We start from the raw sequence: 21,473 nt of genomic DNA, 5'->3' as shown, positions 1-21,473 counted from the left end.
AGGGGCCAAATCCTCGTCTAACTGTTACAGATCGAGACATTCGAATTCCCGTGAAGAGAAAATCTCAATCTGTAACAGTTACTCGTCAAAAACGGCTGCAGATGTTACAGATTGAGATAAAACAGCTAGCGGTAGCTTTGTTTGAGGATCTCGACGACGTCGGGCTCGGTTAGGGCAATGGGATCGTGGCCGAACAGGGCGTCGTTGGTCGTTAGGGCATTGTGCGCGATGGCGGGCAGCTCATCGGCGGTAATCCCCCACTCGCTCATGGCGAGGTCGGCCACGTGGCAGGCTTCCATCAGACGCGTGAGCTCAGCGACAAAATCGTGCGGGTCGCTCGCCTCGGCATTCCCCATCAGGCGTGCCATGTCGATATAACGCTCGGGCGCGGCACCGTGATCGATCATCCACGTGTGATAGGCGCGCGCGATCATAATGAGGCCGGCACCGTGCGGCAGGTCATGATGATGCGCACTCATGCCATGCTCAAGGCCGTGGCATCCCGCACAGCCCGAGCACACCATGGCATAACCGCCGAGCGTGTTGGCAAAAGCGAGCTCGGCACGCGCATCCAGGTCATCGCCGCTGTTCACGCACGCAGCCAGCGAAGCCGCGGCGCGTCGAATACCCTCGCGGCAAACCATGTCACCCATGGGCGTGTTGGTGTTGGCGATATAGCACTCAACGTTATGGAACAGGGCATCGAATCCCTGGTAGGCGGTCAGACGCGCCGGAACGCTCACCATAAGCTCGGGGTCGACGACCGAGAGCACCGGGAACAGACGAGGGTCGCCCAGGCGGAGTTTCTCGTCGTTCTCCTCGCACGAGATCACGCCGCCCGCATCGGCCTCCGAGCCGGTGCCAGCCGTGGTGGTCACGCACACCAGCGGCAGCGGGTCGTTAGGAATGGGCAGTCCAAGCGCGGTGCCGCCGACAACGAAGTCCCAGATGTCGCCGGGGCACTCGTTACCCTCGGCATCTGTGTGCGGGTTTGCCGCCACCGCACAGATGCCCTTGCTGCCGTCCATGACCGAGCCGCCGCCGAGCGCCAGCACAAAGTCACAGCCATGAGTGCGGGCCATCCAGCCACCTGCGTTGACGGTCTCGCGCAGCGGGTTGGGCTCAATGCGGTCGAACAGCTCGTGTGCCACGCCGGCGCGGTCGAGCTCGGCCTCCACGCGATGCAGATATCCAAAGCGCTTGACCGAGTTGCCGCCCGTTGTGACGATGAGCGCCTTGGCGCCGGGGAGCTTCTGTGCGCCCAGCTCGCTCAGCTTGCCCGCGCCAAACAGCACCTTAGTCGGCGCGAAGAATGTATAGCCGTTCATGCAACGATCTCCTCACGTATATATGTGTCGTGCTGCCGCCATTATAGCGACCGCCGCGCGCAGCCGCCCCGGCCGCAAAGCGTCATCTCAGCTGCAACAACCGACGTTTTCCCAGATAAAACCTACCAAAATAAACCTGTCCCTTTTTGGTAGATACAATAACCCATAAGGCAAGTATGTTTCTGAGTTATTTCGTGTTGACCCATTTGAGCGCGATAGGGTATAACTCTACTCAACCGCTAGGGATTTTATTGAGAAAGGTGTTCTCCTATGAGCAAGAACCTCTCCCAGCAGGTCGTTCTCGACCGCCGCGGCTTCGTTGCCGCCACCTTCGCAACCGTCGCCGGCCTTGGTCTTGCCGGCTGCTCCGACACCAGCGCCGAGGCCGACAAGGGTTCCGCCGCCGGCTCCTCCAAGAGCTCCGAAGATACCGAGGCTTCCACCACGCTCGACGCCAAGGCATTCGACAAGCTCGTCAACGACGGCCCCAAGGCCGATGACGACACCATCGCCGCCAGCACCTGGGCCACGGCCGTCAAGGACGCCGGCGTCTTTAAGATCGGTAGCGTTCAGACTTCCACGCTCTTCTCCCTCCTTAACGAGAAGGACGGCCAAACCCGCGGCTTCGACGCCGGTATCGCACAGCTCCTGTCCAACTACATCCTGGGCGAGAACAAAGTCGAGATCACGCAGGTGACCTCCGACACGCGCGAGTCCGTACTGCAGAACGGCCAGGTCGACGCTGTGTTCGCCACCTACACCATCACCGATGAGCGCAAGAAGCTCGTCTCCTTTGCCGGTCCCTACTACTACACCCAGCAGGCCATCCTGGTGCTCGCCGATAACGACGACATCAAGAGCGTCGACGACCTGGCCGACAAGAACGTCGCCGTCCAGTCCGGCTCCAACGGCCCCGCCATCCTGGAGGAGTTCGCTCCCAAGGCCAGCCAGCAGGAGTTCAAGACCGACGAGGAGGCCCGTCAGGCACTCCTGCAGGGTCGCGTTGACGCCTATGTCATCGACAACAACATGCAGCAGAGCGCCCTGGTGCGCGAGCCCGGCAAGTACAAGATCGCCGGCAAGCCCTTCGGCAGCAAGGAGCCCTACGGCATCGGCCTGCCGCTCGATTCCGACGGCGTCGCCTTCGTCAACGACTTCCTTAAGAAGATCGAGGACGACGGCACCTGGACCGAGCTGTGGCAGATCTGCATCGGCGACCGTACGGGCGACACCAATGTTCCCGAGCTGCCCGAGGTCGGCGCCTAGGCTCGTAAGCTGGGCAACAGCCGCTACGAAACCATACGGAAACGCACGATGTGCTTTATTGCGCTAAACTGTTTCCTCACTGAGTTGTCGGGGCTTCCGTACACACGGGAGCCCCTTTCCTTATCGGCAGGAGGTCCGCATGAGTCTCTCCGAGCTCTGGTCGCTCTATGGCCAGAACTATATCGACGCGCTACTCGCAACCTGGGGCATGACGCTTGAGTCGTTTGCCATCGCCATGGTGCTGGCCGTCGCTGCCACCGTAATGCGCGTGTCGCCACTCAAGCCGCTGCGCGTCTTTGGCGACCTGTATGTCCAGGTCTTCCGTAACATCCCCGGCATCGCGCTGCTCATCATCGTCGTCTACGCGCTGCCGCCGCTCAAGATCGTTCTGCCCTATCGCACCTGCGTCATCGTCGCCACGGTGCTGCTGGGCTCTGCCTTTGGTTCCGAGAACTTTATGAGCGGCATCAACACCGTGGGCGTGGGCCAGGTCGAGGCAGCCCGTTCGCTCGGCATGAACTTCAACCGTATCCTCGCCAAAATTGTGATTCCGCAGGCACTGCGTTCGAGCGTGCTGCCCATGACCAACCTCTTTATCGCCGTCATGCTCACCACCGCGCTCGGCAGTCAGGTGCCGCTTAAACCGCAGGAGCTCACCGGCGTGGTGAGCTATATCAACACGCGCTCGCTCGGTGGCGTCGCCGCGTTCTTTATCTCGGCGCTCGGCTACCTGGGCACGGCCTTTGTGGTGAGCCACATTGGCAACTACATCGACAAGAAGGTGAGGATCCTCCGATGAGCAAGCATTCCTCCCCTGCGCTTACCATGCGCGATGCGCTCTACGAGGCTCCCGGCCCCAAGATGCGCGCCAAGATTCGCATCGGCACCGCCATCTCGCTTGTTGCCGTGGCCGCGCTCATCGCTCTGGTACTGCAGCGCTTTTATGTGACCGGTCAGCTTTCGGTCCACTATTGGTATTTCTTTACGCACCTCACTACCTGGAAGTTCCTGCTTGCCGGCTTTGAGGGCACCGTCAAAGTCGCACTCACCGCTGGCGCCATCGCGCTGGTGCTGGGCTTAGCCCTTATGCTCGGCCGTACCAGCGACATTAAGCCGCTGCAGCTGGTCTGCCGCGTGCTCACCGATTTCTTCCGCGGCGTGCCGAGTCTGCTGTTCATCTACTTCTTCTTTTTGGTGCTGCCCCAGTACAAGATCGCGCTGCCGTCGTTTTGGATGCTCACGCTTCCCGTCGCGCTCGCTGCAGCCGGCGTACTTGCCGAGATCTTCCGTGCCGGCGTTAACGCCGTGCCGCGCGGCCAGGTCGAAGCCGCCCAGGCACTCGGCCTCTCCAAAGCTAAAATCACCTTTAAAATCGTGTTGCCCCAGGCAATTCGCTTTATTATCCCGTCGTTGATCTCGCAGCTCGTGGTCGTGGTCAAGGACACCACCGTCGCCTACGTGGTGAGCTATCCCGACCTCATGCAAAACGCCCGCGTGCTTATCACCAACTACGACGCTCTCGTGTCGGTTTATCTGGTGATTGCGGTCATCTACATTCTCATCAACGTCGCCATCAACAAGGCCGCCGTCTACGTTTCGCACAAGACCGGCGCGACCATCATCCGCTAAGTACCCACGTTTTTAAGGCATAAGGAGCCGAGCATCATGGCACAGAGCACTACTTCTTTCGACAAGCGGCCGCTGATCGAGCTCAAGCATGTCGATAAGCACTATGGCGATCTGCATGTCCTCAACGACATCAATCTGTCGGTCGATCGCGGCGAAGTCGTCGTCGTGATTGGTCCCTCGGGTTCGGGCAAGTCGACCATGTGCCGCACCATCAACCGCCTAGAGACCATCGACTCGGGCGAGATCCTCATCGAGGGCGAGCCCCTGCCACAGGAAGGCAAGGACCTCGCCCGCATGCGCGCCGAACTGGGCATGGTGTTCCAACAGTTCAACCTGTTTGCACACATGACGGTCCTCCAGAACGTCATGCTGGGACCGGTCGACGTGCTGGGCGTCTCCAAGGATGAGGCGCGTGAGCATGCCATGGACCTGCTGAGTCGCGTAGGTGTTGCCGAGCAGGCCGATAAGGTACCCGCACAGCTCTCGGGCGGCCAGCAACAGCGCGTGGCCATTGCCCGTTCACTTGCCATGCAGCCCAAGGCCATGCTCTTTGACGAGCCCACGAGCGCCCTCGATCCCGAAATGATCAACGAGGTGCTCGAGGTCATGGTCCGTCTGGCCCAGCAGGGCATGACGATGATCGTCATTACGCACGAGATGAACTTCGCCCGTCGCGTGGCCGACCGCGTCGTGTTTATGGCCGATGGCCAGATCGTGGAAACCGGCACGCCCGACGAGTTCTTCGACCATCCCCAGACCAAGCGCGCCCAGGACTTCCTCAACTCCATCAAGGGCCACTAACCAGCCACCCCGTGGGACAAATTCATCGGAAGTGTTGTCCCACATCTCCCATGCGCCCTGTCACCTTCAGATCGAAAGCCACCCCTATGATCGGAACTCGCACTTCATCGTCCTACACCCCACACGTCGACGTCGCCCCTGCCGACCGCCCGCTTATCCTCGTCGCGCCGCGCTGGGAAGAAGCGAAGCCGTTTTTGAGCGAGACGCTCTCCCCCAACGAGGAGATCGCCAGCGTCTTTGTCGACGCCATCCTTGCCGCCGGCGGCCTGCCGCTGCAGATGTCCATCACCGAGGACATCGAGGTCATCCGCCATTACGTCGACATCGCCGACGGCATCGCCATTCCCGGCGGCCCCGACGTCAATCCCAAGCGCTGGGGCGACGAGCGTCCCTACGACCCTACGCTATGCTGCGAGATTCGTGACCGCTTTGAGTTCAAGCTGGTCAACGAGGTGCTTCGTGCCAAAAAGCCGCTCTTTACCACCTGTCGCGGCACACAGCTGTTAAACGTCGCCACCGGCGGCACCCTGTGCATGGACGTGCCGAGTCTGGGCGCGCGCGAGGGCCGCACGCAGTGGCGTCATACCCACGTACTCAATGATCCCGTGCACCCCGTCGAGGTCGTGCCGGGCTCGCTGCTGGAGCGCGCGGTTGGCGGGCACAGGCTGATCCAGACCAACTCGGCGCACCATTGCTGCGTCGACCGCCTGGGCAAGCATACGCGCCTGGTCGCGCAGGCAACCGATGGCGTGCCCGAGTGCATCGAGGTCGAGGGCCAGCCCTTCTGCCTGGGCGTGCAATGGCACCCCGAGTACACCTGGCAGACGCTCGAGACCGACTTTAACCTGTGGAAGTCGTTTGTCGAGGCAGCGGCCAAGGTTAAGCAGGCCCGTTAGCTCGCGAACCACTCAGGTTAAAGCCTCCTAAGCCAGCGGGGGCGGACACCAGCCACGGTGCCCGCCCCCGCTGTATTTGGTATGCTCGGTATGATCATCCCTCGCAAACAGTCAAAGAAATCTCGACCGCAATCGGTCGACAGTTAAGCAAATGGTAAAAACGCTTGCTACGTTTATTAGGCAGTTAATTAAAATCGAGATGCATTGACCATTCCCCAACGGGGTCACGCCGCAAATCCACATGAGCATCGAGGCTGGAAGCGGAAGCATGGAATTGGCCCCGATCTGTATGTAGATCGCTACGACGTTGACAAGCAACAGCATGCCAATCGGACCGAAGCCGGCCCCAAAATAGGAAACAGCAATCACGCAAGAGACCACATATGCAAGACAGACGGCACTCGCCAGAAGAAGTCGATAGCAAAATACATGCAGGTTGAAATACTGCTGAGCATCCGAAACGATTGCGCAGTTAAGACAGTACAAAACGACACTCGACAGGACAAACGCGCCCAAAAGGGCAAAAGAAGATAGCACCACTCGCGCAACGATAGCGCACACACGCTTCCCTCCCCGAGCCTCCGACAACCCCCACGGTTCCTCGACAAAGCCCGAACTGACAAAGCGCGGCACAATGCAAGCCGCGATGAACGGAAAGAACAATGCATGGGCCAACGGGGCTACGTTGAACAGCAGACCGCGAAAAACCTCTGCATTGCCAAATAGAAGGACATCCTCCGCCGATAGCCGAAGCGTCGGGTCTGGGAAAAAACCCAAGAAACTGTTCTCACGGAGGCTACAGAACCACATCGGGAAAGAATTAAGCTGCAATATCACCATGTACGCATAAATTACCAGGATTAAGGCGTACGCCCATTTGCTCACACGCTTCAATTCTGACTGGAGAAGTCTTTTAATCTGACGAGCCATTGAGCACACCCCCAGCGCGAAAGCTCAAGAGAGCGTAAATCAATACCGATAGACAGCTGGCTGCCACGCCATATCCCAGAAGCGTCAGCTGCCCCATATCGCTATACCCAAGGGCACATCCGACTCCAAGGTACGGCCCCGGAAGGAAGAAGATCCATCGCAAGGATGGTATAGGTGCCTGAAGGAAGGCTCCGTAGAGCGTCAAGCTCATGACAAATCCGACTATCACCACGGCCCCACTCAATACAGCGCTGCCCGTTATCCGATAGATGGTCACCGTCTCCAGCGCAACCGATATCACCAATACGGCGTTGACTATCATTGCAGGCAAAAATACAGTTAGTATGTTGTGCGAGTAGTTATGCCCTCCACGTATTATGGCTATTGCAAAAAGAAGAAGGCAAAGCGCGCTATACGCTGCGCCAATTATTAAAGCAGACGAAAATGCATGGGCTAGAGCCCCATAAAAGCGGTTGAGACCTCTTGCCGAAGAAATTCGGTGCCCCTCTTTATAGCCATGCTCCTGTAAAAGCACCAAACAAACGATGAGTGGAACGAACAGGGATGTACCGGCAAAAGCGCTGCGCGCAAGGGACTCATCAGGCGCAGAAGGATCGATTGCATTCCAGAGGAAACCAATATCCTCCCCACAAACGCCATAGCCAAAGGCGAGCAACGTTGTTCCGTTTTTTAGAAAGATGCCGAAGAGAAGGCCGAACGCCAGCATAAGCGCAAGACCAAACTTCGCCGGAAATATCCTGTGCAAACGCATCATATCTGCCTTTATGGGATGGATCGCCCGCTTCATAGCGAGACCGCCTTCATCAAGCGCCTGTAATACTCTTTTAGGGATGGCGCCTCATCCCTTATGACGTCCATCGATTCCTTTTTTAGCAGTTCACCGTCATGAAGAAACAGGCAGCTTGTTGCAACCGATGCCAGCTCATCCAAGTCGTGGCTAGAGATAAGCATGGTTTTGCCCTGCTCCCGATTCAATCGACCGATAAGGGCCCATATACTCTCGATGCCCAGCGGGTCCAACCCATTTGCCGGCTCATCAAAAATAAGCAAGTCAGTGTCACCCAACAAAGCCGTAGCTATATCCAGCCGCCGTTTCATTCCCAGAGAAAAACTGCTCACGCTCTTTTTCTCTTCGATGTCCAGTCCAACCAGACTCAAAACGCGAGGAACCTCACGGCTCTCATCAAGCCCCCATTCCGCACATCGGATCCGAAGATTCTCAGCCGCACTGAGGGACTGGTATGCTCCGCTGGAATCTGGCACGTAGCCGACACGCGCCCGCATCAGGCTGAGCTCCCTTTTTGACTTGCCTCCAAAGAGTTCCACGCTCCCCGACGATGGCTCGCAGAGGCCCAATACGATTTTAATGAGCGTGCTTTTGCCCGCTCCGTTTGCACCAACAAGGGCGCAAAGCTCAGACTGATGCACCTCGAAGGAAACGTCATGCAAAACGCGCCGTTTCCCATAGCGCTTTGACACCTTTGATAGCTTTACCGCTGGTGCGCTCATATCGTTCCCCCCCTTCTCATATCGTATTTATTTTTAGTTATTGTTTATCGATAACTTATATTTGTCAAGATAATTAATAATGAAGGGACCCGTGTTAGACACGGGTCCCTTTGCGCTGATATTTCGTTTTAACTGTTCGCTTTATGCTACTCGTCGCTCAAATCGACAGCAAAGACTGATGTCGGAAGCGACACCTCGTTGCCTCCGCCATCCCGCAGTTGCCTTACGACATTTTTTGCGCGCTCGACAATAAGTTCCTCGAGCTCTTTCTCGCTCACGCGCTGAATAATATCTCCCGGCTGACAATCAAGTTCATCACAGATATCGAGAAGCGTCTTTAGGCGAATAGCTTTTATCTTTCCGTTTCTCAGCTTTGAAATATTAGCCGGAGTATGCCCCGTCGCCCGGATCAGATCGGCACTGGTCTTTCCGGTCTTAAGCAGCTGCGTCTCAAGCTCGATGATGAGATAGCTCATGTTTCCTCCTACACAAGCTCGTCAGACTGCTCTTGGAGCAGCGAGGCATAACTCCAGATCGCCGAGATAAACAAACAGACAACCGCGCCGATAAACGACCCCGCATCAAAGGTAGCGCCTTGGCAAATCTCAATAACGAAGGAATGAGGCACGATGTAAAGCTCCAGTCCGCCAATGGCGAGACTGACCGATCCATAGGCACCAACAAGCGAAACCACGGCGTTAACAGCAAAGGCAAGTGCAAGAACACGGATAAGCCACACATGCGCCTTGGTAAAGGGCGAGACGCCCCGCGAGATGTTACGGCTGATTCCGCACAAAACGACAAGCGAGACACCCGCGACAAGCGCCATGCACAGTCCGCTTGGGATAACGATGCGCCCGCCGTCGAGAAGCGTCACGACACCGAAAGAATCGACGGAAGCAACGTTTGCAATCGCATACCAGATCACGTAAACAACCAACGCGGCAAAAGCGACGAGCATTCCAGCGAAAACGACCGTCATGCAAAAACCAAGCTTCCTGATATTTTCGCGCGCCTTGGCCATACGCTGAACGCTGTTGGACATACACTCACCCTCATCGAATCTATCGTTTTCCGAATAGTTTATCGAACAACGATATGAGTTGCATATGGAAAGTCCGGCCAGTGCGCATAGGCCATTCACTAATCAGAAGGGGTGAGAGTGGATTTTTGGACACGTATCGAACGAGAGTGGATAATCTCCCACTTTGAGGCCGCCACCGGGCCTAAAACGGGAGATTATCCACTCTCATAGTCATCAAGGCTCGCAAGCTCTTATTCAGCCGCCTCGCGCAGGGCCGACATCGTTGCCGCATACTGCTGTCGCAGCGCATGTATCCCATCACGGGCGCCGTCAACGGCATCGGCGCCACGCAGCGCCTCGGTCACCACGACCGCCGGCTCGTACAGATTATCGAATCCCAGGTTCTGGCTCACGCCCTTGAGCGTGTGCGCTGCCATAAACGCACCTTCGGCGTCTCCTGCCGCCATGGCGGCCTCCAGCTTGCCCATGCTCTCGTCATCCAAAAACTTGAGGGCAAAGCGGGCAAGCATTTCCCCGCCCATCAGCCGAGCGCACGCGTCATCATAATTAGCGCCGATCTTCTCATACGCCTCACGCATGGAAATCATGGATTAAAAACTCCTTTGGTCAAACTAAATCGTGGGAAACGCGACGACGTCGGCAGGGCGTGCCAACGTCTCGGCAATTTGGTCTTGCACCTCGAGCAGGCAATCGAGCAGCAGCGGGTTAAAGGTGCCGCACTTACCGTCCAGGATCATCTGGATCGCCTCCTCGTGCGGGATAGCGTCCTTGTACACGCGCACGCTCGTCAGTGCATCGTACACGTCAGCCACCGAAACCACCTGCGCGGCGATGGGAATTTCGTCGCCCTTAAGGCCATCGGGATAACCCTTGCCGTCCCAGCGCTCGTGATGCCAACGCGCAATCTGGTACGCATATTCCATAAGCGCATTGCCGGCGTGATGGCTGCCCAGCTCGAGCAGCATGTTGGCGCCAATCGTGGTATGCGTCTTCATAATCTCGAATTCCTCGGGCGTGAGGCGCCCGGGCTTGTTGAGGATCGCATCGTCAATCGACATCTTGCCGATATCGTGCAGCGCCGAAGCCAGGGCGATCGTAGAGCGTTCCTCATTGTCGAGGGAGACCGTGCCGCTACGCTGGACCAGACAGCCAAGCAGCAGCTCGGTCAGCTTCTCGATGTTCGTAACGTGCCTGCCGCTCTCGCCGTTGCGAAGCTCCATGACGCCGGCCATGATGTCGATGAGCATGCGACTGTTCTTGACGCGCTCGTTGTACTGCTGGGACAGCAGGCTCGTCAGGCGGCGCTGTTTGGCGTACAGACGGATGGTGTTGCTTACACGGCGGCGCACGACACGGGAGTCAAACGGGCGGCTGATATAGTCCGAGGCGCCCAGCTCGTACGCGCGCAGAACCACATCGTCGGAATCTTCGCTCGAGATCATGATGACAGGTAGTTTGTCAACAACCGATCGGCGCGACAGATCGGCCAGCACCTCAAAGCCGCTCACGTCCGGCATGACAATGTCCAGTAGCACGAGCGACAACTCATCGCCATAGCGGTCGACCATATCGAGCGCCGTACGACCGTTATCAGCCTCGAGGATGCAATACTCGTCCTTGAGCATCTCGTTGAGAATGGCTCGGTTCATCTCGGAGTCATCGATGATAAGCACCAAAGGCTTTTCGTTTTGGAAGGCCTCGATGAAATCGCCATCGGTCACGACCGTACCGGCTTTTGCCTTAGCACGGCTCAGTAACTGGACAGCGCGGCCAACGCCCTCATCAACCGTCTCGCCATGAATGCGAACGCCACCAACACATGCCGTCAAGCTCACGTACTCATGGCCCGGAACAATCGTGGCATGAACGGCATCGGACACCTGATGCAGGCGACGGGTGAAGTCATCGGAGGGAATATTGGGCATGACAACCACAAACTTGTCGCAGCCATAGCGCACAAGCTCGTCAGTCGAACGAATTCCGCTGCGTATGGCTGTCGCCACAGCACCGAGCGCAAGGTCGCCGGCATGGCGGCCACACGTATCGTTGAAGACCCTAAAATCATCAAGGTCGATCACCGCAACGCCGGCATTCATGCGGGCGTTGCGGAGCTTTTCCTCGTAATATCGGCGATTGCGCACACTCGTCAGCACGTCGGTGTAGACAAGGTCCTCTTCTGCAGCCTCTTGCTCATCGATCGGACGCACCATCAGCAGGACGTGAGGCTCGCCCTCGACCTTCAGAGGGCGCAGGCGAGCGCGGTACTCGGTACCATCATTGAGCAGCTGCTCCGATACATCATCGGAACCTGCCAAGGCCTCAAGACTTGACTGGCGCAGACAAGGGCACCGATTGCCGGCGAGCAGGCAGTTAGGCTCGCTCTTAATCTGATCGGCCGACAGCAAACGCACCACGGGGTAGGTCTTCGCGACGCGGGCGACCTCAGCGGCAGCCTCCTCGTCGGTTAGATTGGCCTCGTGATTATTGAGCATATGGGGCCCTTTCGATAGTTTCGCATAGTAGCGGTGGGTTCCAAATGCTACAAGGGTAACACCTTGCCGATGCAGGTAAGCACGTGAACGCTGTTACATTTTTATGACCTGGCAAACGGCGGTAATGGAGCCGCGGGCGCGCGGTTATGGGCGCATTCGTTAACAATGACGAAACGCTAGCAGTCCCCCCTCCCCGCAGGTCATCGAGCGTGCTAACGCTCCAAGACATCGCGAACGGCGTTTGCCGCCGTAACGGGGCGATCGCGCAGACCGTTATGCGCGCCCGGGATCGTCACGAGAGGGCAATCGAGATATTCGGCAGCCGCTCGCGTGCCAGCCTCGCGGGGCGTGCCAATCGAGAGCTCGCCCAGGAGCACGGCGGCCACCGTTTTTGACGCGCGAACGCTATCCCAATCGGGAACGCAGGTCATAGTAATCCCGTATTCGTTTGCCATGAAACTGCGGCCGTTGCGCAGGGCATGCTTGGCTTCCGCTTCGGTCGTTCCAGGAGCCTCGGGGTCCAAGTCGCCGAGGGCTCCCAAGAAAAGCCGGAGCGCCCTTGAAACCTTTCCAGCCGCAATCATATCGAGCAAAACCGGAGCTGCGCCCATGCCGACGCCTTCGGCCGACACAGCCGGCTCATGCAGAATCGCACGGTCGACGAGATGGGGTTCGGTACGAAGAAGCTCCAGCGCCACCAACGTACCGGCGCTGTGCGCAAGCACATTTGTCGGAGCGCCGACGTGTTCGATCACGGCCTGCAGGTCGGCGGCCTGAGCGGCAAGATCATAGCTGCCGTCTGCCGCTTCGCTGCTGCCACCACAGCCGCGGCGGTCGTAGGCAATTACGCGGTAGTTGCGGCTGAGCTCACAAGCGATGCCGTCGAAAAATGTGCCGTCAACACAAGCGCCGTGCACGCACACCAAGGCAGGAGTATCAGGCGACACATCCGGGCCGGCATATTCGCGACAGGCAATCGTGGTGCCCGCATTCTCGACCGTAAAATCCATGTTGTGCCCCCATCATCAATGCTCATCCAGTTGCACGTCAGCACGGTTGGATGGACCCGCATTGCTTTACGCCTTGTTAACAGATTAACTGTACCCGACCCGAGGCTTTTCATGGCACGGCATCATGAGCGACGTGAAAAAACGAAACTTGTAAAGCAAGAGCCCACACCTTGCTTTGGAGCCGATGCTATGCTTAGGCACAATTGTCTTGAGGAGCATATGCCTATGTCTACGTTTTTGAATGCCAGCCCCATCTTTGGGCCCGTTCGCAGCCGTCGCCTTGGTCTCTCGCTCGGCGTCAACATGATGCCGGCCAGCGGCAAAATCTGCACGTTCGACTGCATTTACTGCGAAAACGGCCTCAACGCCGAGCGCCCCTGCCACGAGCCGTATAACACGGCTGCCGTGGTGCTCGATGCACTCGAGGCAAAGCTGCGCGAGATGGCAGCCGAGGGCGAGCTCCCCGATGTGATCACCTTCGCAGGCAACGGCGAGCCCACCGCCGCACCGGAGTTTCCGCAGGCCATTGCCGGCGCCGTCGCGCTGCGCGACGAGCTTGCCCCAAACTCCAAGATCGCCGTGCTCTCCAACGGCACGCGCGCCGACCGCCCCGAGGTGCACGACGCGCTCATGATGGTCGACGACAACATTCTTAAGCTCGATACCGTCGACCCGGCGTTTATCCAGCTGCTCGACCAGCCCGTTGGCCCCTACGACGTCAAGCACCAGATCGAGACGTTCGCAAGCTTTAACGGTCACGTTATTATCCAGACGATGTTTTTGAGCGGTGAGTACCGGGGCAAGCCCATCGACAACACCGGCGAGGAGTACGTTGCCCCCTGGCTCGCGGCGCTTGAGCGCATTCGCCCGCAGGAGGCGACCATCTACACGGTGGCGCGCGAAACACCGATCGCCGGCCTTGCCAAAGCAGTGCCCGAGGTACTCGACGCCATTGCCGCGCGCGTGCGCGCCCTCGGTATTCCCTGCCAGGTGAGCTACTAGCAAAACCACGCAGCAGCTAGTGCCCGCCATCCCGCCCCATCAGTTGCGGTGATATAGTTCCTATTTGTGCTGTTAAACCGCTTAAATCGGAACTATATCACCGCAACTTTTATGGCCGCGTGGGTGGGCTATACTAGCTGCGGATGAAAGGAAGTTAGCCATGTATGACAAAGGACCCGTGCCTGGCCGCAACGACGCTTGCTGGTGCGGCAGCGGCAAAAAATACAAGAAATGCCACAGTGCCTTTGATGAGCGCCTCGAGCGCTTGTGGGAAGAGGGCTGGGAGGTTCTGCCCCGCACACTCTACAAGACGCCCGCCGACATCGAGGGCATCAAGCGCTCCGCTGCCATCAACGTGGGCGTGCTCGACTACGTAGGCGAGCATATCGCCGCAGGCATGACCACCAACCAGATCGACCAGATGATCTACGACTACACCGTCGAGCACGGTGGCACGCCGGCCGATCTCAACTACGAGGGCTATCCCAAGAGCGTGTGCACCTCGATCAACGACGTGGTCTGCCACGGTATCCCCTGCGATACGGACGTGCTGCACAAGGGCGACATCATCAACGTGGACTGCTCCACGATCCTAGACGGCTACTTTAGCGACTCGAGCCGTATGTTCTGCATCGGCGAGGTCTCGGCCGAGCGCCAGCGCCTGGTCGATGTCACCCGCGCCAGCGTGGAGGCGGGTCTGGCGGCCGTCAAGCCATGGCTGCCGCTCTCCGTCATGGCCGAGGCCGTGCAAAAGACGGTCGAGGACGCCGGTTTTAGCGTGGTGCGCGAGTACGGCGGACACGGCATCGGTAAGGAGTTCCACGAGGACCCGTTTGTGGGCTTTACCACCGAAGCGCCCGATGTGGACACCATCATGGCTCCGGGCATGGTCTTTACCATCGAGCCCATGGTCAACGCCGGAGCGCCCGACATCAAGATCAGCAAGGGCGACGGCTGGTGCGTGCGCACCAAGGACGGCAGCGATTCGGCCCAGTGCGAGGTACAGCTCGTGGTGACCGAGGACGGCTACGAGCTGCTGAGCTGGTAGCCGTGGATGCGCCGGGCTTCACGATGGATATGTTAACCATCGCGAAGCCCGGCGTTTTTATAGCGTTTTGCCTGATAAAACCTGCCAAAATAAACCTGTCCCTTTTTTGGCAGGTTGAGCGGAGAGGACTGCCTGTGAACATCCTGGTTTTGCTGCCCGTCAACGACCGTCATCGCGCAATTCTTGAGTCGAGCGCTCCGGGCGAGGACTTTATCTACACGAGCGCCGACGCCACCGCGCGCAAGCAGGTCGCCGATGCCGACGTGATCCTGGGCAACATCGACCCTGACATGCTCACGGCATGCGAGCATCTCCAGCTGTTGCAATTGCAGACCGCCGGCTATGACGACTACCTTGCCGCCGGCACCGTGCCAGCCGACGCCAAACTGTCTTGCTCGGTGGGCGCCTACGGCCAGGCCGTGAGCGAGCACATGTTTGCCATGGTCCTTTCCATGATGAAGCGCCTGCCCGGCTATCACGACTTGCAGCGCGAGCATCGCTGGGAGGATTTGGGGCCGGTTACCTCGCTCAAAAATGCCAACGTGCTGGTGCTGGGCGCGGGCGATATCGGCGGCCACTTTGCCACGCTCTGCCGCAGCATGGGCGCACACGTCCGCGGCATCAAGCGCCATCCGCTCGTCTACCCCATTGTGTTTGAGGACATGGACGGCATGGATGCCCTGCCCGAGCGCCTGGCCGAGGCAGACGTCGTCGCATCCTTTATGCCCAGCACACCCGAGACCCGCGGCCTGGCAAACGCCGAGTTCTTCGCCGCGATGAAGCCGGGCGCCTTCTTTGCCAACGGCGGCCGCGGCGATCTTGTGGTTGCCGACGACCTAGTTGCCGCCCTGGAATCAGGACATCTCGCCGGCGCCGCGGTCGACGTCACCGACCCCGAGCCGCTGCCCGAGACAAGCCCGTTGTGGGATGCGCCCAACATGCTCATCACGCCGCACATCTCCGGCTGGTTCCACTTGGCCGCCACGCTCAACAACGTGGTCGACATCGCCGCGGAGAATCTGCGTCACCTGCAGGCCGGCGAGACCCTGCGCTGCTGGATCGAGCACTAAGAATTACGCCGTTTTACAAACGGCGTAATGAGCCGACGCTGCGAGCCCGTCTGGACGGCAATCTGCCTTTCAACTTCGGCGGCATGACCAGAAGGTCAATGCCGCCTTGTTTCAAGGCACCTTGCTCGCCCAGACGGGCTCTCGCTGACTTTTGTTCAACCTGCGGGGTCTGGCTGGCGTTGGCTCTATCTGTGGGCCCTCGCTGACTTTTGTTCGGCCAGTGAGGTCTAGAGCTATTTGAGCGTTGCCAAGTACTTTCTTGCGTTTTCGACGTTCATTGCTGCGACGGGCGCATGCGAAGAGAGCTTGACATCGTTGGTGACCAGGAGATCTGCCTTTGCGCGTATCGCTGCCGCAATGATTAAATCGTCTTCGTAATCGCTATGGAGCTCACGCTGCCTGCTCGCCATCCATATATCGCTCAGGTCACAGGGCACTGGCGTGGCAAGCTGCGACAGCACGCTAAGACAATCCCATGCAAGCGAAGTCGCTACCGTAGCGGCATACTGGGAAAGCGAACCATGCTCGCGCCGATACCATGCCTTATGTTCGCTTGAAATCAAATAAAACAGGTCTTTGGACGATGTCGCCGCGTACAGCAAATCAACCTGCGCCGTGCATGCATCGCGTAAAAACTCAATCGCCACCGAACGACCACGTCGTGAGGGAATGAAGTAATCGAGCCACACGTTGGTGTCAACCAAGATGCGCTTTGGAGTCTCACTCATAGAGCCAGCTCATCTCCTCGCCATAGCGATCCGCATAGGCATTCCGTTTGAGCTCTTCGTCGTCCGATGGCTGAGCCTTGACCATATCGATTCCCGACTCACAGCAAGCGGCAGCGAACAGCTTCGACCCCTGATCCATGAGCTCGAGCTTACGTTTGGCGGCCTTTTCGCGCTCGCGCTGTTCCGCCCGGGCACGACTGGGCAGCAGGATATCCTCGAGCGCACCGGGGCGATCGGCCAGCGACGCTGCAAGCTGCCAGAGCGCTCGCACCGCTTGGCTCGGCGTCATACCGGCCTTGGAGAGAGCGGCGTCCCCACTCCTTTTAAGATCGGCATCGAGACGTACGTTGATCTGAGCGGCTGTTGTGGTCATAACCCCTCCTTAATACTTCAAAACTATCATAAAACTCTATGGTAGATACGTAAAGCATGTATAGCATTTATAAGCATTAGCCGTACTCTGTACACAAAAAGCCGCCGAGGCACACTGCACCTCGGCGGCTACGCATCACCAATCCAGTTCGGTTTCACCCTTTGCATTCGCCCAGATAAAACCTGCCAAAATTAACATCCCTTTTTGGCAGGTTTTAGAGCTCCACACTTTCGGCGCCGTTGATGGTTAGGTTGCGCTCGTAGAAGGCGGTGAGGGCGCGGATAGCGTACATCACGTCGCGCACGCCGCCGGTCTCGTAGCTCGAGTGCATGGCAAGCTGCGGCAGGCCCACGTCCACGGCATGCATGCTCGCCTGCATATTGGACAGATTGCCCAGGGTAGAACCGCCGGCCATATCGCTCTTGTTGGCAAAGGCCTGCGTGGGCACGTCGGCGTCATCGCAAATGGCCTGGAACACCGCGCGGCTAAAGGCGTCGGTGCAGTAGTGCTGGTTGGCGGCCTCCTTGATGACGATGCCGCCGTTGAGTACCACCTGATTGCGGGCATCGCACTTCTCGGCATGGTTGGGGTGCACGGCATGTGCATTGTCGCAGCTTACAAGCATCGAGGCGGCAAGTGCGCGGTGGTACGACTCGTCGTCAAAGCCCAACGATCCGTTGATGCGGCGCAGCGCGTCGGCCAAGAACGTCGACATGGCGCCCTGCTTGGTCTCGGAGCCAACCTCCTCATTATCAAAGCAGCAGAAGACCGAAACGTCGTGCGCGTTCTCGGCACCCAAAAATGCCTGCAGTGAGGTGTAGGCGCAGGCCAGGTCGTCGAGCTTGGGCGTCGAGATGAACTCGTCGGCCCAGCCCCAAATGCGCGCATCCTGACGATTGACCAGGAACAGATCGCGGCCCAGGATCTGCTCGGGCTCAACGTCCAGTTCGTCAGCGATCAGGGCGTCAAAATCTCCCTGCTTAAGGTCACCGGCGCTGATGAGCGGGCACAGATCAATGGCTCGGTTGGGAGCAAAGTCCTCGTTAACGCCGCGGTTCATGTGGATGGCAAGGCTCGGGATAATAGCGACCTCGCGCTCGGTGGCAAGCAGGCGGCTCTCAATACGGTCGCCCTCGCGCACCAGCACGCGTCCGGCCAGCGCGAGCGGACGATCAAACCAGGTGTAGTCGATCATGCCGCCGTAAGCCTCGGTGTTCAGGCGCAGCGTTTCGCCCGCGCCGTCAAGCTCGGGCACGGCCTTAACCTTAAACGTCGGCGAATCGCTGTGTGACGCCGTGAGTTGAAAATGATAGTCGCCGGCAACGCCGTCCTCGCCCCACGTAGCGGCCAGGTCTTCGCCCACCTTAAAGGCAACGACGCTCGAGGTGTTGCGCTGCGTGTAATAACGCCCGCCCGGCTCGATGTCCCACGCTGCGTTCTCGGGCAGGTAGGTAAAGCCCGCCTCGTCGAGTTCGGCCATAATGGTCGCTGCCGTATGGAACATGCTGGGGCATGCCTCGATAAAGTCGATAAGGTCGTTGGAGGCCTCGATATCGTCGGCCGTCACGTGCACGCGCTCGATCGTTTCCTGATCCGTCATGCTCTCCCCTTTCGCTGGGTTGATGGTCCCCTCCAGCATACCCCGCCACGCCAGCGCCGCACTCTTCATTCCGTGCTTAATTCCGCGCCGCTCACCAAGTTGAGCCATCATGCCCGCGCTCCTTTTGCGACAATTGCGCTAACAGGACGAGAGGAGCCGTCATGAAGCCACGTAACATTGCCATCGCCTGCGGTGTCGCGGGTGTCGCCGTCGGCCTTGCCGCTGCCACCGGTATCGTTTATCACAAGCAAATCAAGTCCGCCGCGTCGCTCAAACGCTTGACCGGCTACGCGGATGGCTATGACCTGTACGCAATCGACATCGCCTACGACTACGATCTTGATCGCATCATCGCCGCCGGCGTACGCGACGACCAGGCCTACATCGATGCCGTGGTGGCGCAGGTGCTGCCCGGTGTGCCGGCACATGTCCAGGCGCCCCAGTTTGCCTGCAGCGCTTTTGTCGCTGTAGATGCCGAACGCCGCGTGCGCACCGGTCGCAATTACGACTTTAAGGACGACACCTCGGCGCTGCTGGTGCGCAATCACCCACGCGGCGGCTATGCCTCCATCGGATTTGCCGCCCTCAACAACCTGGGCGATAACACTCCGCTTGACTCCGTCGCCGGACGCGTCGCCGCACTCATGGGCCCGTTTGCCCAGCTCGACGGTGTTAACGAATGCGGCGTGTCCGTTGCCGTACTCACCCTGGATTCCAAGCCCTGTGACCAGGACACGCAACGCCCCGTCATCAATACCTCGCTCGCCATCCGTCTGGTGCTCGACCGTGCCGCCACCACGCAAGAAGCTGTCGACCTGCTTTCCGCCTACGACATGCACGCCATGGCAGGGCGCGATTACCACTTCTTTATCAACGACGCCGCCGGTGACGCGCGCGTAGTAGAGTGGGACCCGCGCGATCCGGACCGCGCTTTCAAAGCGACTCCTGTACGCCAGGTTACGAACTTCTACGCCTGCTATGGCGACGAAGTGCTCCCCAACCAAAAGAACGGCGAGCTGGGCCATGGCAAGGAACGCGCCATCGCCATCGCCGATGTCCTCGACGCCCATGTCGGTGCCCAAGACGAAACGATTGCCTGGGAAGCCCTGCGAGCCGCAGCGCAAGAGCCCAATCCGGAAGACATCACCAGCAATACGCAATGGTCGGTCGTCTTCGACAATACCGAGCCCGCTGCCGCCATCACGCTGCGCCGCCACTGGGGCAACGTCGATGCCTTCGCACTGTAAGGAGCCAGGCCCGTCGACCTTACGTTCCCTGACGTTGCTTACATTTCCATACGCTTGAGCTAACACGTTTTACCCCCGTATCAACAGTGTGCGGGGGTAAACTTATGCGCATGTTATAACTTGCCCGGAAGGATTCATAATGCTCAGGATCGGTCTTCTTACCAGTGGCGGCGACTGCCAGGCGCTCAACGCCACCATGCGCGGCATCGTCAAAACGCTCATGACCAATAGCGAAGAGCCTATCGAGATCTATGGTTTTGAGGACGGCTACCAGGGCCTTATCTACAGCAGGTTCCGCGTCATGACGCCCGCCGATTTTAGCGGCATCCTCACCCGCGGCGGCACAATCCTGGGCACGAGCCGCACGCCGTTCAAACGTCTGGACATTCCCGAGGCCGACGGCGTCGAGAAGGTGCCCGCGATGGTCCACACCTATCACAAGCTGCAGCTCGACTGCCTATTTATGCTGGGCGGCAACGGTTCCACCAAGACCGCTAACCGCCTGCGCGAAGAGGGCCTCAACGTTATCGCCCTGCCCAAGACCATCGATAACGACACCTGGGGCACCGAGATGACGTTTGGCTTTACGAGCGCCATCGACGTCGCCACCAAGTGCATCGACGACATCCACACCACCGCTTCGAGCCATGGGCGCGTGTTCGTCATCGAGATCATGGGCCACAAGGTCGGCTGGATCCCGCTGTATGCCGGCGTCGCGGGCGGTGCGGATGTTATCCTGATCCCCGAGATCCCCTACGACATGGATAACGTCATCAAGACCATCGAGCATCGCATGGAGACCGGCAGCCGCTTTACCATCGTGGCCGTCGCCGAGGGCGCTATCTCCAAGGAGGACGCGGCGCTGTCCAAGAAGGAGTACAAGAAGAAGCTCGCCGAGCGCACGAGCCCGTCGATCGTCTACGACATCGCCAAGGAAATCGAGGCCAAGACCGGTCGCGAGACCCGCGTCGCCATCCCCGGTCACACGCAGCGCGGCGGCCAGCCCGACGCCCAGGACCGCATCTTTGCGACCCAGTGCGGCGTCGAGGCAGCGCTCGGCTGCCTACGCGGCGAGTTTGGCTACATGATTGCCCTGCGTGACGGCAAGATGTGCCACATGCCGCTCGAGGAGGTCGCCGGCAAGCTCAAATATGTCGACCCCCAGAGCGATCTGGTGCGCGAGGCCAAGGCGTTGGGCATCAGCTTCGGCGACGAATAGCCTCGGCAGGAACTGCTCCCATCGGGCCCTCCGGCCTCCGCCTGACGTATTTCGATTTGGCTCCTCCCTTGACTCCGTCAAAGGTCGCCAATCGAAATCGTCAGGCGGAGGCCGGAGGGCCCTGCGTTTACATACTCGCCGAGGCTATTCGTCTTCTTGCTGCGGGTGCCTGGTCTGAAATTTTGGAATGATGGGGGCTCCTGGCTGTTGCGAGCACTGACATTTGTCATGAAATGGCTGGTCGTTGGGGGTTGCCACC

22 protein-coding genes are annotated in these 21,473 nt (G+C 59.0%); 10 read left to right on the top strand and 12 right to left on the bottom strand.

Going from position 1 to position 21,473, the window contains the following annotated elements:
• Positions 1–125 precede the first annotated feature (125 nt).
• Positions 126–1,328: an iron-containing alcohol dehydrogenase gene (locus AB5Z14_RS00405; protein ID WP_368129863.1), complete on the bottom strand. Its 1,203-nt coding sequence runs from the start codon at positions 1,326–1,328 to the stop codon at positions 126–128.
• A 270-nt stretch (positions 1,329–1,598) separates the two neighbouring features.
• Between AB5Z14_RS00405 and AB5Z14_RS00400 the strand changes: the two genes are divergently transcribed.
• The 5 genes from AB5Z14_RS00400 to AB5Z14_RS00380 all read left to right on the top strand — a co-directional run bounded on the left by AB5Z14_RS00400 (position 1,599) and on the right by AB5Z14_RS00380 (position 5,920).
• Positions 1,599–2,594 (top strand): glutamate ABC transporter substrate-binding protein, encoded by a 996-nt coding sequence (locus tag AB5Z14_RS00400; RefSeq protein ID WP_368129862.1) that lies wholly within the window; start codon positions 1,599–1,601, stop codon positions 2,592–2,594.
• Positions 2,595–2,733: 139 nt separating this feature from the next.
• On the top strand, positions 2,734–3,393 hold the full coding sequence (locus tag AB5Z14_RS00395) for an amino acid ABC transporter permease (protein ID WP_368129861.1): 660 nt from the start codon (positions 2,734–2,736) through the stop codon (positions 3,391–3,393).
• Entirely contained in the window at positions 3,390–4,223 is an 834-nt protein-coding gene (locus AB5Z14_RS00390) for an amino acid ABC transporter permease (protein WP_161115083.1), read from the top strand. The genes AB5Z14_RS00395 and AB5Z14_RS00390 overlap by 4 nt, the downstream gene beginning before the upstream one ends.
• A gap of 36 nt (positions 4,224–4,259) precedes the next feature.
• On the top strand, positions 4,260–5,024 hold the full coding sequence (locus tag AB5Z14_RS00385; protein WP_368129860.1) for an amino acid ABC transporter ATP-binding protein: 765 nt from the start codon (positions 4,260–4,262) through the stop codon (positions 5,022–5,024).
• Between the two features lie 86 nt (positions 5,025–5,110).
• A complete protein-coding gene (locus AB5Z14_RS00380) occupies positions 5,111–5,920 on the top strand; it encodes a gamma-glutamyl-gamma-aminobutyrate hydrolase family protein (RefSeq protein ID WP_368129859.1) in 810 nt (269 codons plus the stop codon).
• A gap of 111 nt (positions 5,921–6,031) precedes the next feature.
• Here AB5Z14_RS00380 and AB5Z14_RS00375 read toward each other — a convergent pair whose 3' ends face one another.
• The 8 genes from AB5Z14_RS00375 to AB5Z14_RS00340 all read right to left on the bottom strand — a co-directional run bounded on the left by AB5Z14_RS00375 (position 6,032) and on the right by AB5Z14_RS00340 (position 12,927).
• Positions 6,032–6,850 carry a hypothetical protein gene (locus AB5Z14_RS00375; RefSeq protein WP_368129858.1) on the bottom strand — a complete coding sequence of 273 codons (819 nt, stop codon included), beginning with the start codon at positions 6,848–6,850 and terminating at the stop codon, positions 6,032–6,034.
• Positions 6,834–7,658 carry a hypothetical protein gene (locus AB5Z14_RS00370; protein WP_117584142.1) on the bottom strand — a complete coding sequence of 275 codons (825 nt, stop codon included), beginning with the start codon at positions 7,656–7,658 and terminating at the stop codon, positions 6,834–6,836. The genes AB5Z14_RS00375 and AB5Z14_RS00370 overlap by 17 nt, the downstream gene beginning before the upstream one ends.
• Entirely contained in the window at positions 7,655–8,380 is a 726-nt protein-coding gene (locus AB5Z14_RS00365; RefSeq protein ID WP_368129857.1) for an ABC transporter ATP-binding protein, read from the bottom strand. Before AB5Z14_RS00365 ends, AB5Z14_RS00370 begins: the two co-directional genes overlap by 4 nt.
• 146 nt (positions 8,381–8,526) lie before the next feature.
• A complete protein-coding gene (locus AB5Z14_RS00360) occupies positions 8,527–8,856 on the bottom strand; it encodes a helix-turn-helix domain-containing protein (RefSeq protein WP_368129856.1) in 330 nt (109 codons plus the stop codon).
• An 8-nt stretch (positions 8,857–8,864) separates the two neighbouring features.
• Positions 8,865–9,404: a hypothetical protein gene (locus tag AB5Z14_RS00355; protein ID WP_368129855.1), complete on the bottom strand. Its 540-nt coding sequence runs from the start codon at positions 9,402–9,404 to the stop codon at positions 8,865–8,867.
• A 251-nt stretch (positions 9,405–9,655) separates the two neighbouring features.
• A complete protein-coding gene (locus AB5Z14_RS00350; protein WP_368129854.1) occupies positions 9,656–10,012 on the bottom strand; it encodes an Hpt domain-containing protein in 357 nt (118 codons plus the stop codon).
• Between the two features lie 24 nt (positions 10,013–10,036).
• Positions 10,037–11,917 (bottom strand): diguanylate cyclase, encoded by a 1,881-nt coding sequence (locus AB5Z14_RS00345; RefSeq protein ID WP_368129853.1) that lies wholly within the window; start codon positions 11,915–11,917, stop codon positions 10,037–10,039.
• A gap of 212 nt (positions 11,918–12,129) precedes the next feature.
• Entirely contained in the window at positions 12,130–12,927 is a 798-nt protein-coding gene (locus AB5Z14_RS00340; protein WP_368129852.1) for an alpha/beta fold hydrolase, read from the bottom strand.
• A gap of 225 nt (positions 12,928–13,152) precedes the next feature.
• On the opposite strand from AB5Z14_RS00340, the gene AB5Z14_RS00335 reads away from it, so the two are divergent.
• The 3 genes from AB5Z14_RS00335 (at position 13,153) to AB5Z14_RS00325 (ending at position 16,047) form a co-directional block, all read left to right on the top strand.
• A complete protein-coding gene (locus AB5Z14_RS00335; RefSeq protein WP_117766558.1) occupies positions 13,153–13,929 on the top strand; it encodes a radical SAM protein in 777 nt (258 codons plus the stop codon).
• Between the two features lie 160 nt (positions 13,930–14,089).
• The gene (gene map / locus AB5Z14_RS00330) at positions 14,090–14,977 is read left to right on the top strand and encodes a type I methionyl aminopeptidase (RefSeq protein WP_195535546.1); all 888 of its coding nucleotides are present in this window, start codon (positions 14,090–14,092) and stop codon (positions 14,975–14,977) included.
• Between the two features lie 134 nt (positions 14,978–15,111).
• Entirely contained in the window at positions 15,112–16,047 is a 936-nt protein-coding gene (locus tag AB5Z14_RS00325) for a D-2-hydroxyacid dehydrogenase (RefSeq protein WP_368129851.1), read from the top strand.
• Between the two features lie 233 nt (positions 16,048–16,280).
• Here AB5Z14_RS00325 and AB5Z14_RS00320 read toward each other — a convergent pair whose 3' ends face one another.
• The 3 genes from AB5Z14_RS00320 to AB5Z14_RS00310 form a co-directional block, all read right to left on the bottom strand.
• Positions 16,281–16,751, bottom strand: coding sequence for a PIN domain-containing protein (locus tag AB5Z14_RS00320; RefSeq protein WP_368129850.1), 471 nt, complete (start codon positions 16,749–16,751; stop codon positions 16,281–16,283).
• Positions 16,752–16,767: 16 nt separating this feature from the next.
• On the bottom strand, positions 16,768–17,148 hold the full coding sequence (locus AB5Z14_RS00315; RefSeq protein WP_117584152.1) for a translation repressor RelB: 381 nt from the start codon (positions 17,146–17,148) through the stop codon (positions 16,768–16,770).
• 214 nt (positions 17,149–17,362) lie between these two features.
• Positions 17,363–18,748 (bottom strand): M18 family aminopeptidase, encoded by a 1,386-nt coding sequence (locus AB5Z14_RS00310; protein WP_368129849.1) that lies wholly within the window; start codon positions 18,746–18,748, stop codon positions 17,363–17,365.
• A gap of 161 nt (positions 18,749–18,909) precedes the next feature.
• Between AB5Z14_RS00310 and AB5Z14_RS00305 the strand changes: the two genes are divergently transcribed.
• Both AB5Z14_RS00305 and AB5Z14_RS00300 read left to right on the top strand, forming a co-directional pair.
• The gene (locus AB5Z14_RS00305) at positions 18,910–19,995 is read left to right on the top strand and encodes a carcinine hydrolase/isopenicillin-N N-acyltransferase family protein (RefSeq protein ID WP_368129848.1); all 1,086 of its coding nucleotides are present in this window, start codon (positions 18,910–18,912) and stop codon (positions 19,993–19,995) included.
• 139 nt (positions 19,996–20,134) lie between these two features.
• Positions 20,135–21,214: a 6-phosphofructokinase gene (locus AB5Z14_RS00300; RefSeq protein ID WP_368129847.1), complete on the top strand. Its 1,080-nt coding sequence runs from the start codon at positions 20,135–20,137 to the stop codon at positions 21,212–21,214.
• Positions 21,215–21,473: the final 259 nt, after the last annotated feature.

Origin of the sequence: Collinsella aerofaciens, assembly GCF_040910265.1 — a bacterium.
Taxonomy (GTDB): domain Bacteria; phylum Actinomycetota; class Coriobacteriia; order Coriobacteriales; family Coriobacteriaceae; genus Collinsella; species Collinsella aerofaciens_BK.
The sequence above is the reverse complement of the archived record's forward strand: the minus strand, read 5'-3'. Positions and strand labels throughout refer to the sequence as shown.

Bases quoted from the DNA above. Each gene is read 5' to 3' on its own strand.
- AB5Z14_RS00405 (WP_368129863.1), bottom strand. From the start codon at position 1,328: ATGAACGGCTATACATTCTTCGCGCCGACTAAGGTGCTGTTTGGCGCG.
- AB5Z14_RS00400 (WP_368129862.1), top strand. From the start codon at position 1,599: ATGAGCAAGAACCTCTCCCAGCAGGTCGTTCTCGACCGCCGCGGCTTC.
- AB5Z14_RS00395 (WP_368129861.1), top strand. From the start codon at position 2,734: ATGAGTCTCTCCGAGCTCTGGTCGCTCTATGGCCAGAACTATATCGAC.
- AB5Z14_RS00390 (WP_161115083.1), top strand. From the start codon at position 3,390: ATGAGCAAGCATTCCTCCCCTGCGCTTACCATGCGCGATGCGCTCTAC.
- AB5Z14_RS00385 (WP_368129860.1), top strand. From the start codon at position 4,260: ATGGCACAGAGCACTACTTCTTTCGACAAGCGGCCGCTGATCGAGCTC.
- AB5Z14_RS00380 (WP_368129859.1), top strand. From the start codon at position 5,111: ATGATCGGAACTCGCACTTCATCGTCCTACACCCCACACGTCGACGTC.
- AB5Z14_RS00375 (WP_368129858.1), bottom strand. From the start codon at position 6,850: ATGGCTCGTCAGATTAAAAGACTTCTCCAGTCAGAATTGAAGCGTGTG.
- AB5Z14_RS00370 (WP_117584142.1), bottom strand. From the start codon at position 7,658: ATGAAGCGGGCGATCCATCCCATAAAGGCAGATATGATGCGTTTGCAC.
- AB5Z14_RS00365 (WP_368129857.1), bottom strand. From the start codon at position 8,380: ATGAGCGCACCAGCGGTAAAGCTATCAAAGGTGTCAAAGCGCTATGGG.
- AB5Z14_RS00360 (WP_368129856.1), bottom strand. From the start codon at position 8,856: ATGAGCTATCTCATCATCGAGCTTGAGACGCAGCTGCTTAAGACCGGA.
- AB5Z14_RS00355 (WP_368129855.1), bottom strand. From the start codon at position 9,404: ATGGCCAAGGCGCGCGAAAATATCAGGAAGCTTGGTTTTTGCATGACG.
- AB5Z14_RS00350 (WP_368129854.1), bottom strand. From the start codon at position 10,012: ATGATTTCCATGCGTGAGGCGTATGAGAAGATCGGCGCTAATTATGAT.
- AB5Z14_RS00345 (WP_368129853.1), bottom strand. From the start codon at position 11,917: ATGCTCAATAATCACGAGGCCAATCTAACCGACGAGGAGGCTGCCGCT.
- AB5Z14_RS00340 (WP_368129852.1), bottom strand. From the start codon at position 12,927: ATGGATTTTACGGTCGAGAATGCGGGCACCACGATTGCCTGTCGCGAA.
- AB5Z14_RS00335 (WP_117766558.1), top strand. From the start codon at position 13,153: ATGTCTACGTTTTTGAATGCCAGCCCCATCTTTGGGCCCGTTCGCAGC.
- map (WP_195535546.1), top strand. From the start codon at position 14,090: ATGTATGACAAAGGACCCGTGCCTGGCCGCAACGACGCTTGCTGGTGC.
- AB5Z14_RS00315 (WP_117584152.1), bottom strand. From the start codon at position 17,148: ATGACCACAACAGCCGCTCAGATCAACGTACGTCTCGATGCCGATCTT.
- AB5Z14_RS00310 (WP_368129849.1), bottom strand. From the start codon at position 18,748: ATGACGGATCAGGAAACGATCGAGCGCGTGCACGTGACGGCCGACGAT.
- AB5Z14_RS00305 (WP_368129848.1), top strand. From the start codon at position 18,910: ATGAAGCCACGTAACATTGCCATCGCCTGCGGTGTCGCGGGTGTCGCC.
- AB5Z14_RS00300 (WP_368129847.1), top strand. From the start codon at position 20,135: ATGCTCAGGATCGGTCTTCTTACCAGTGGCGGCGACTGCCAGGCGCTC.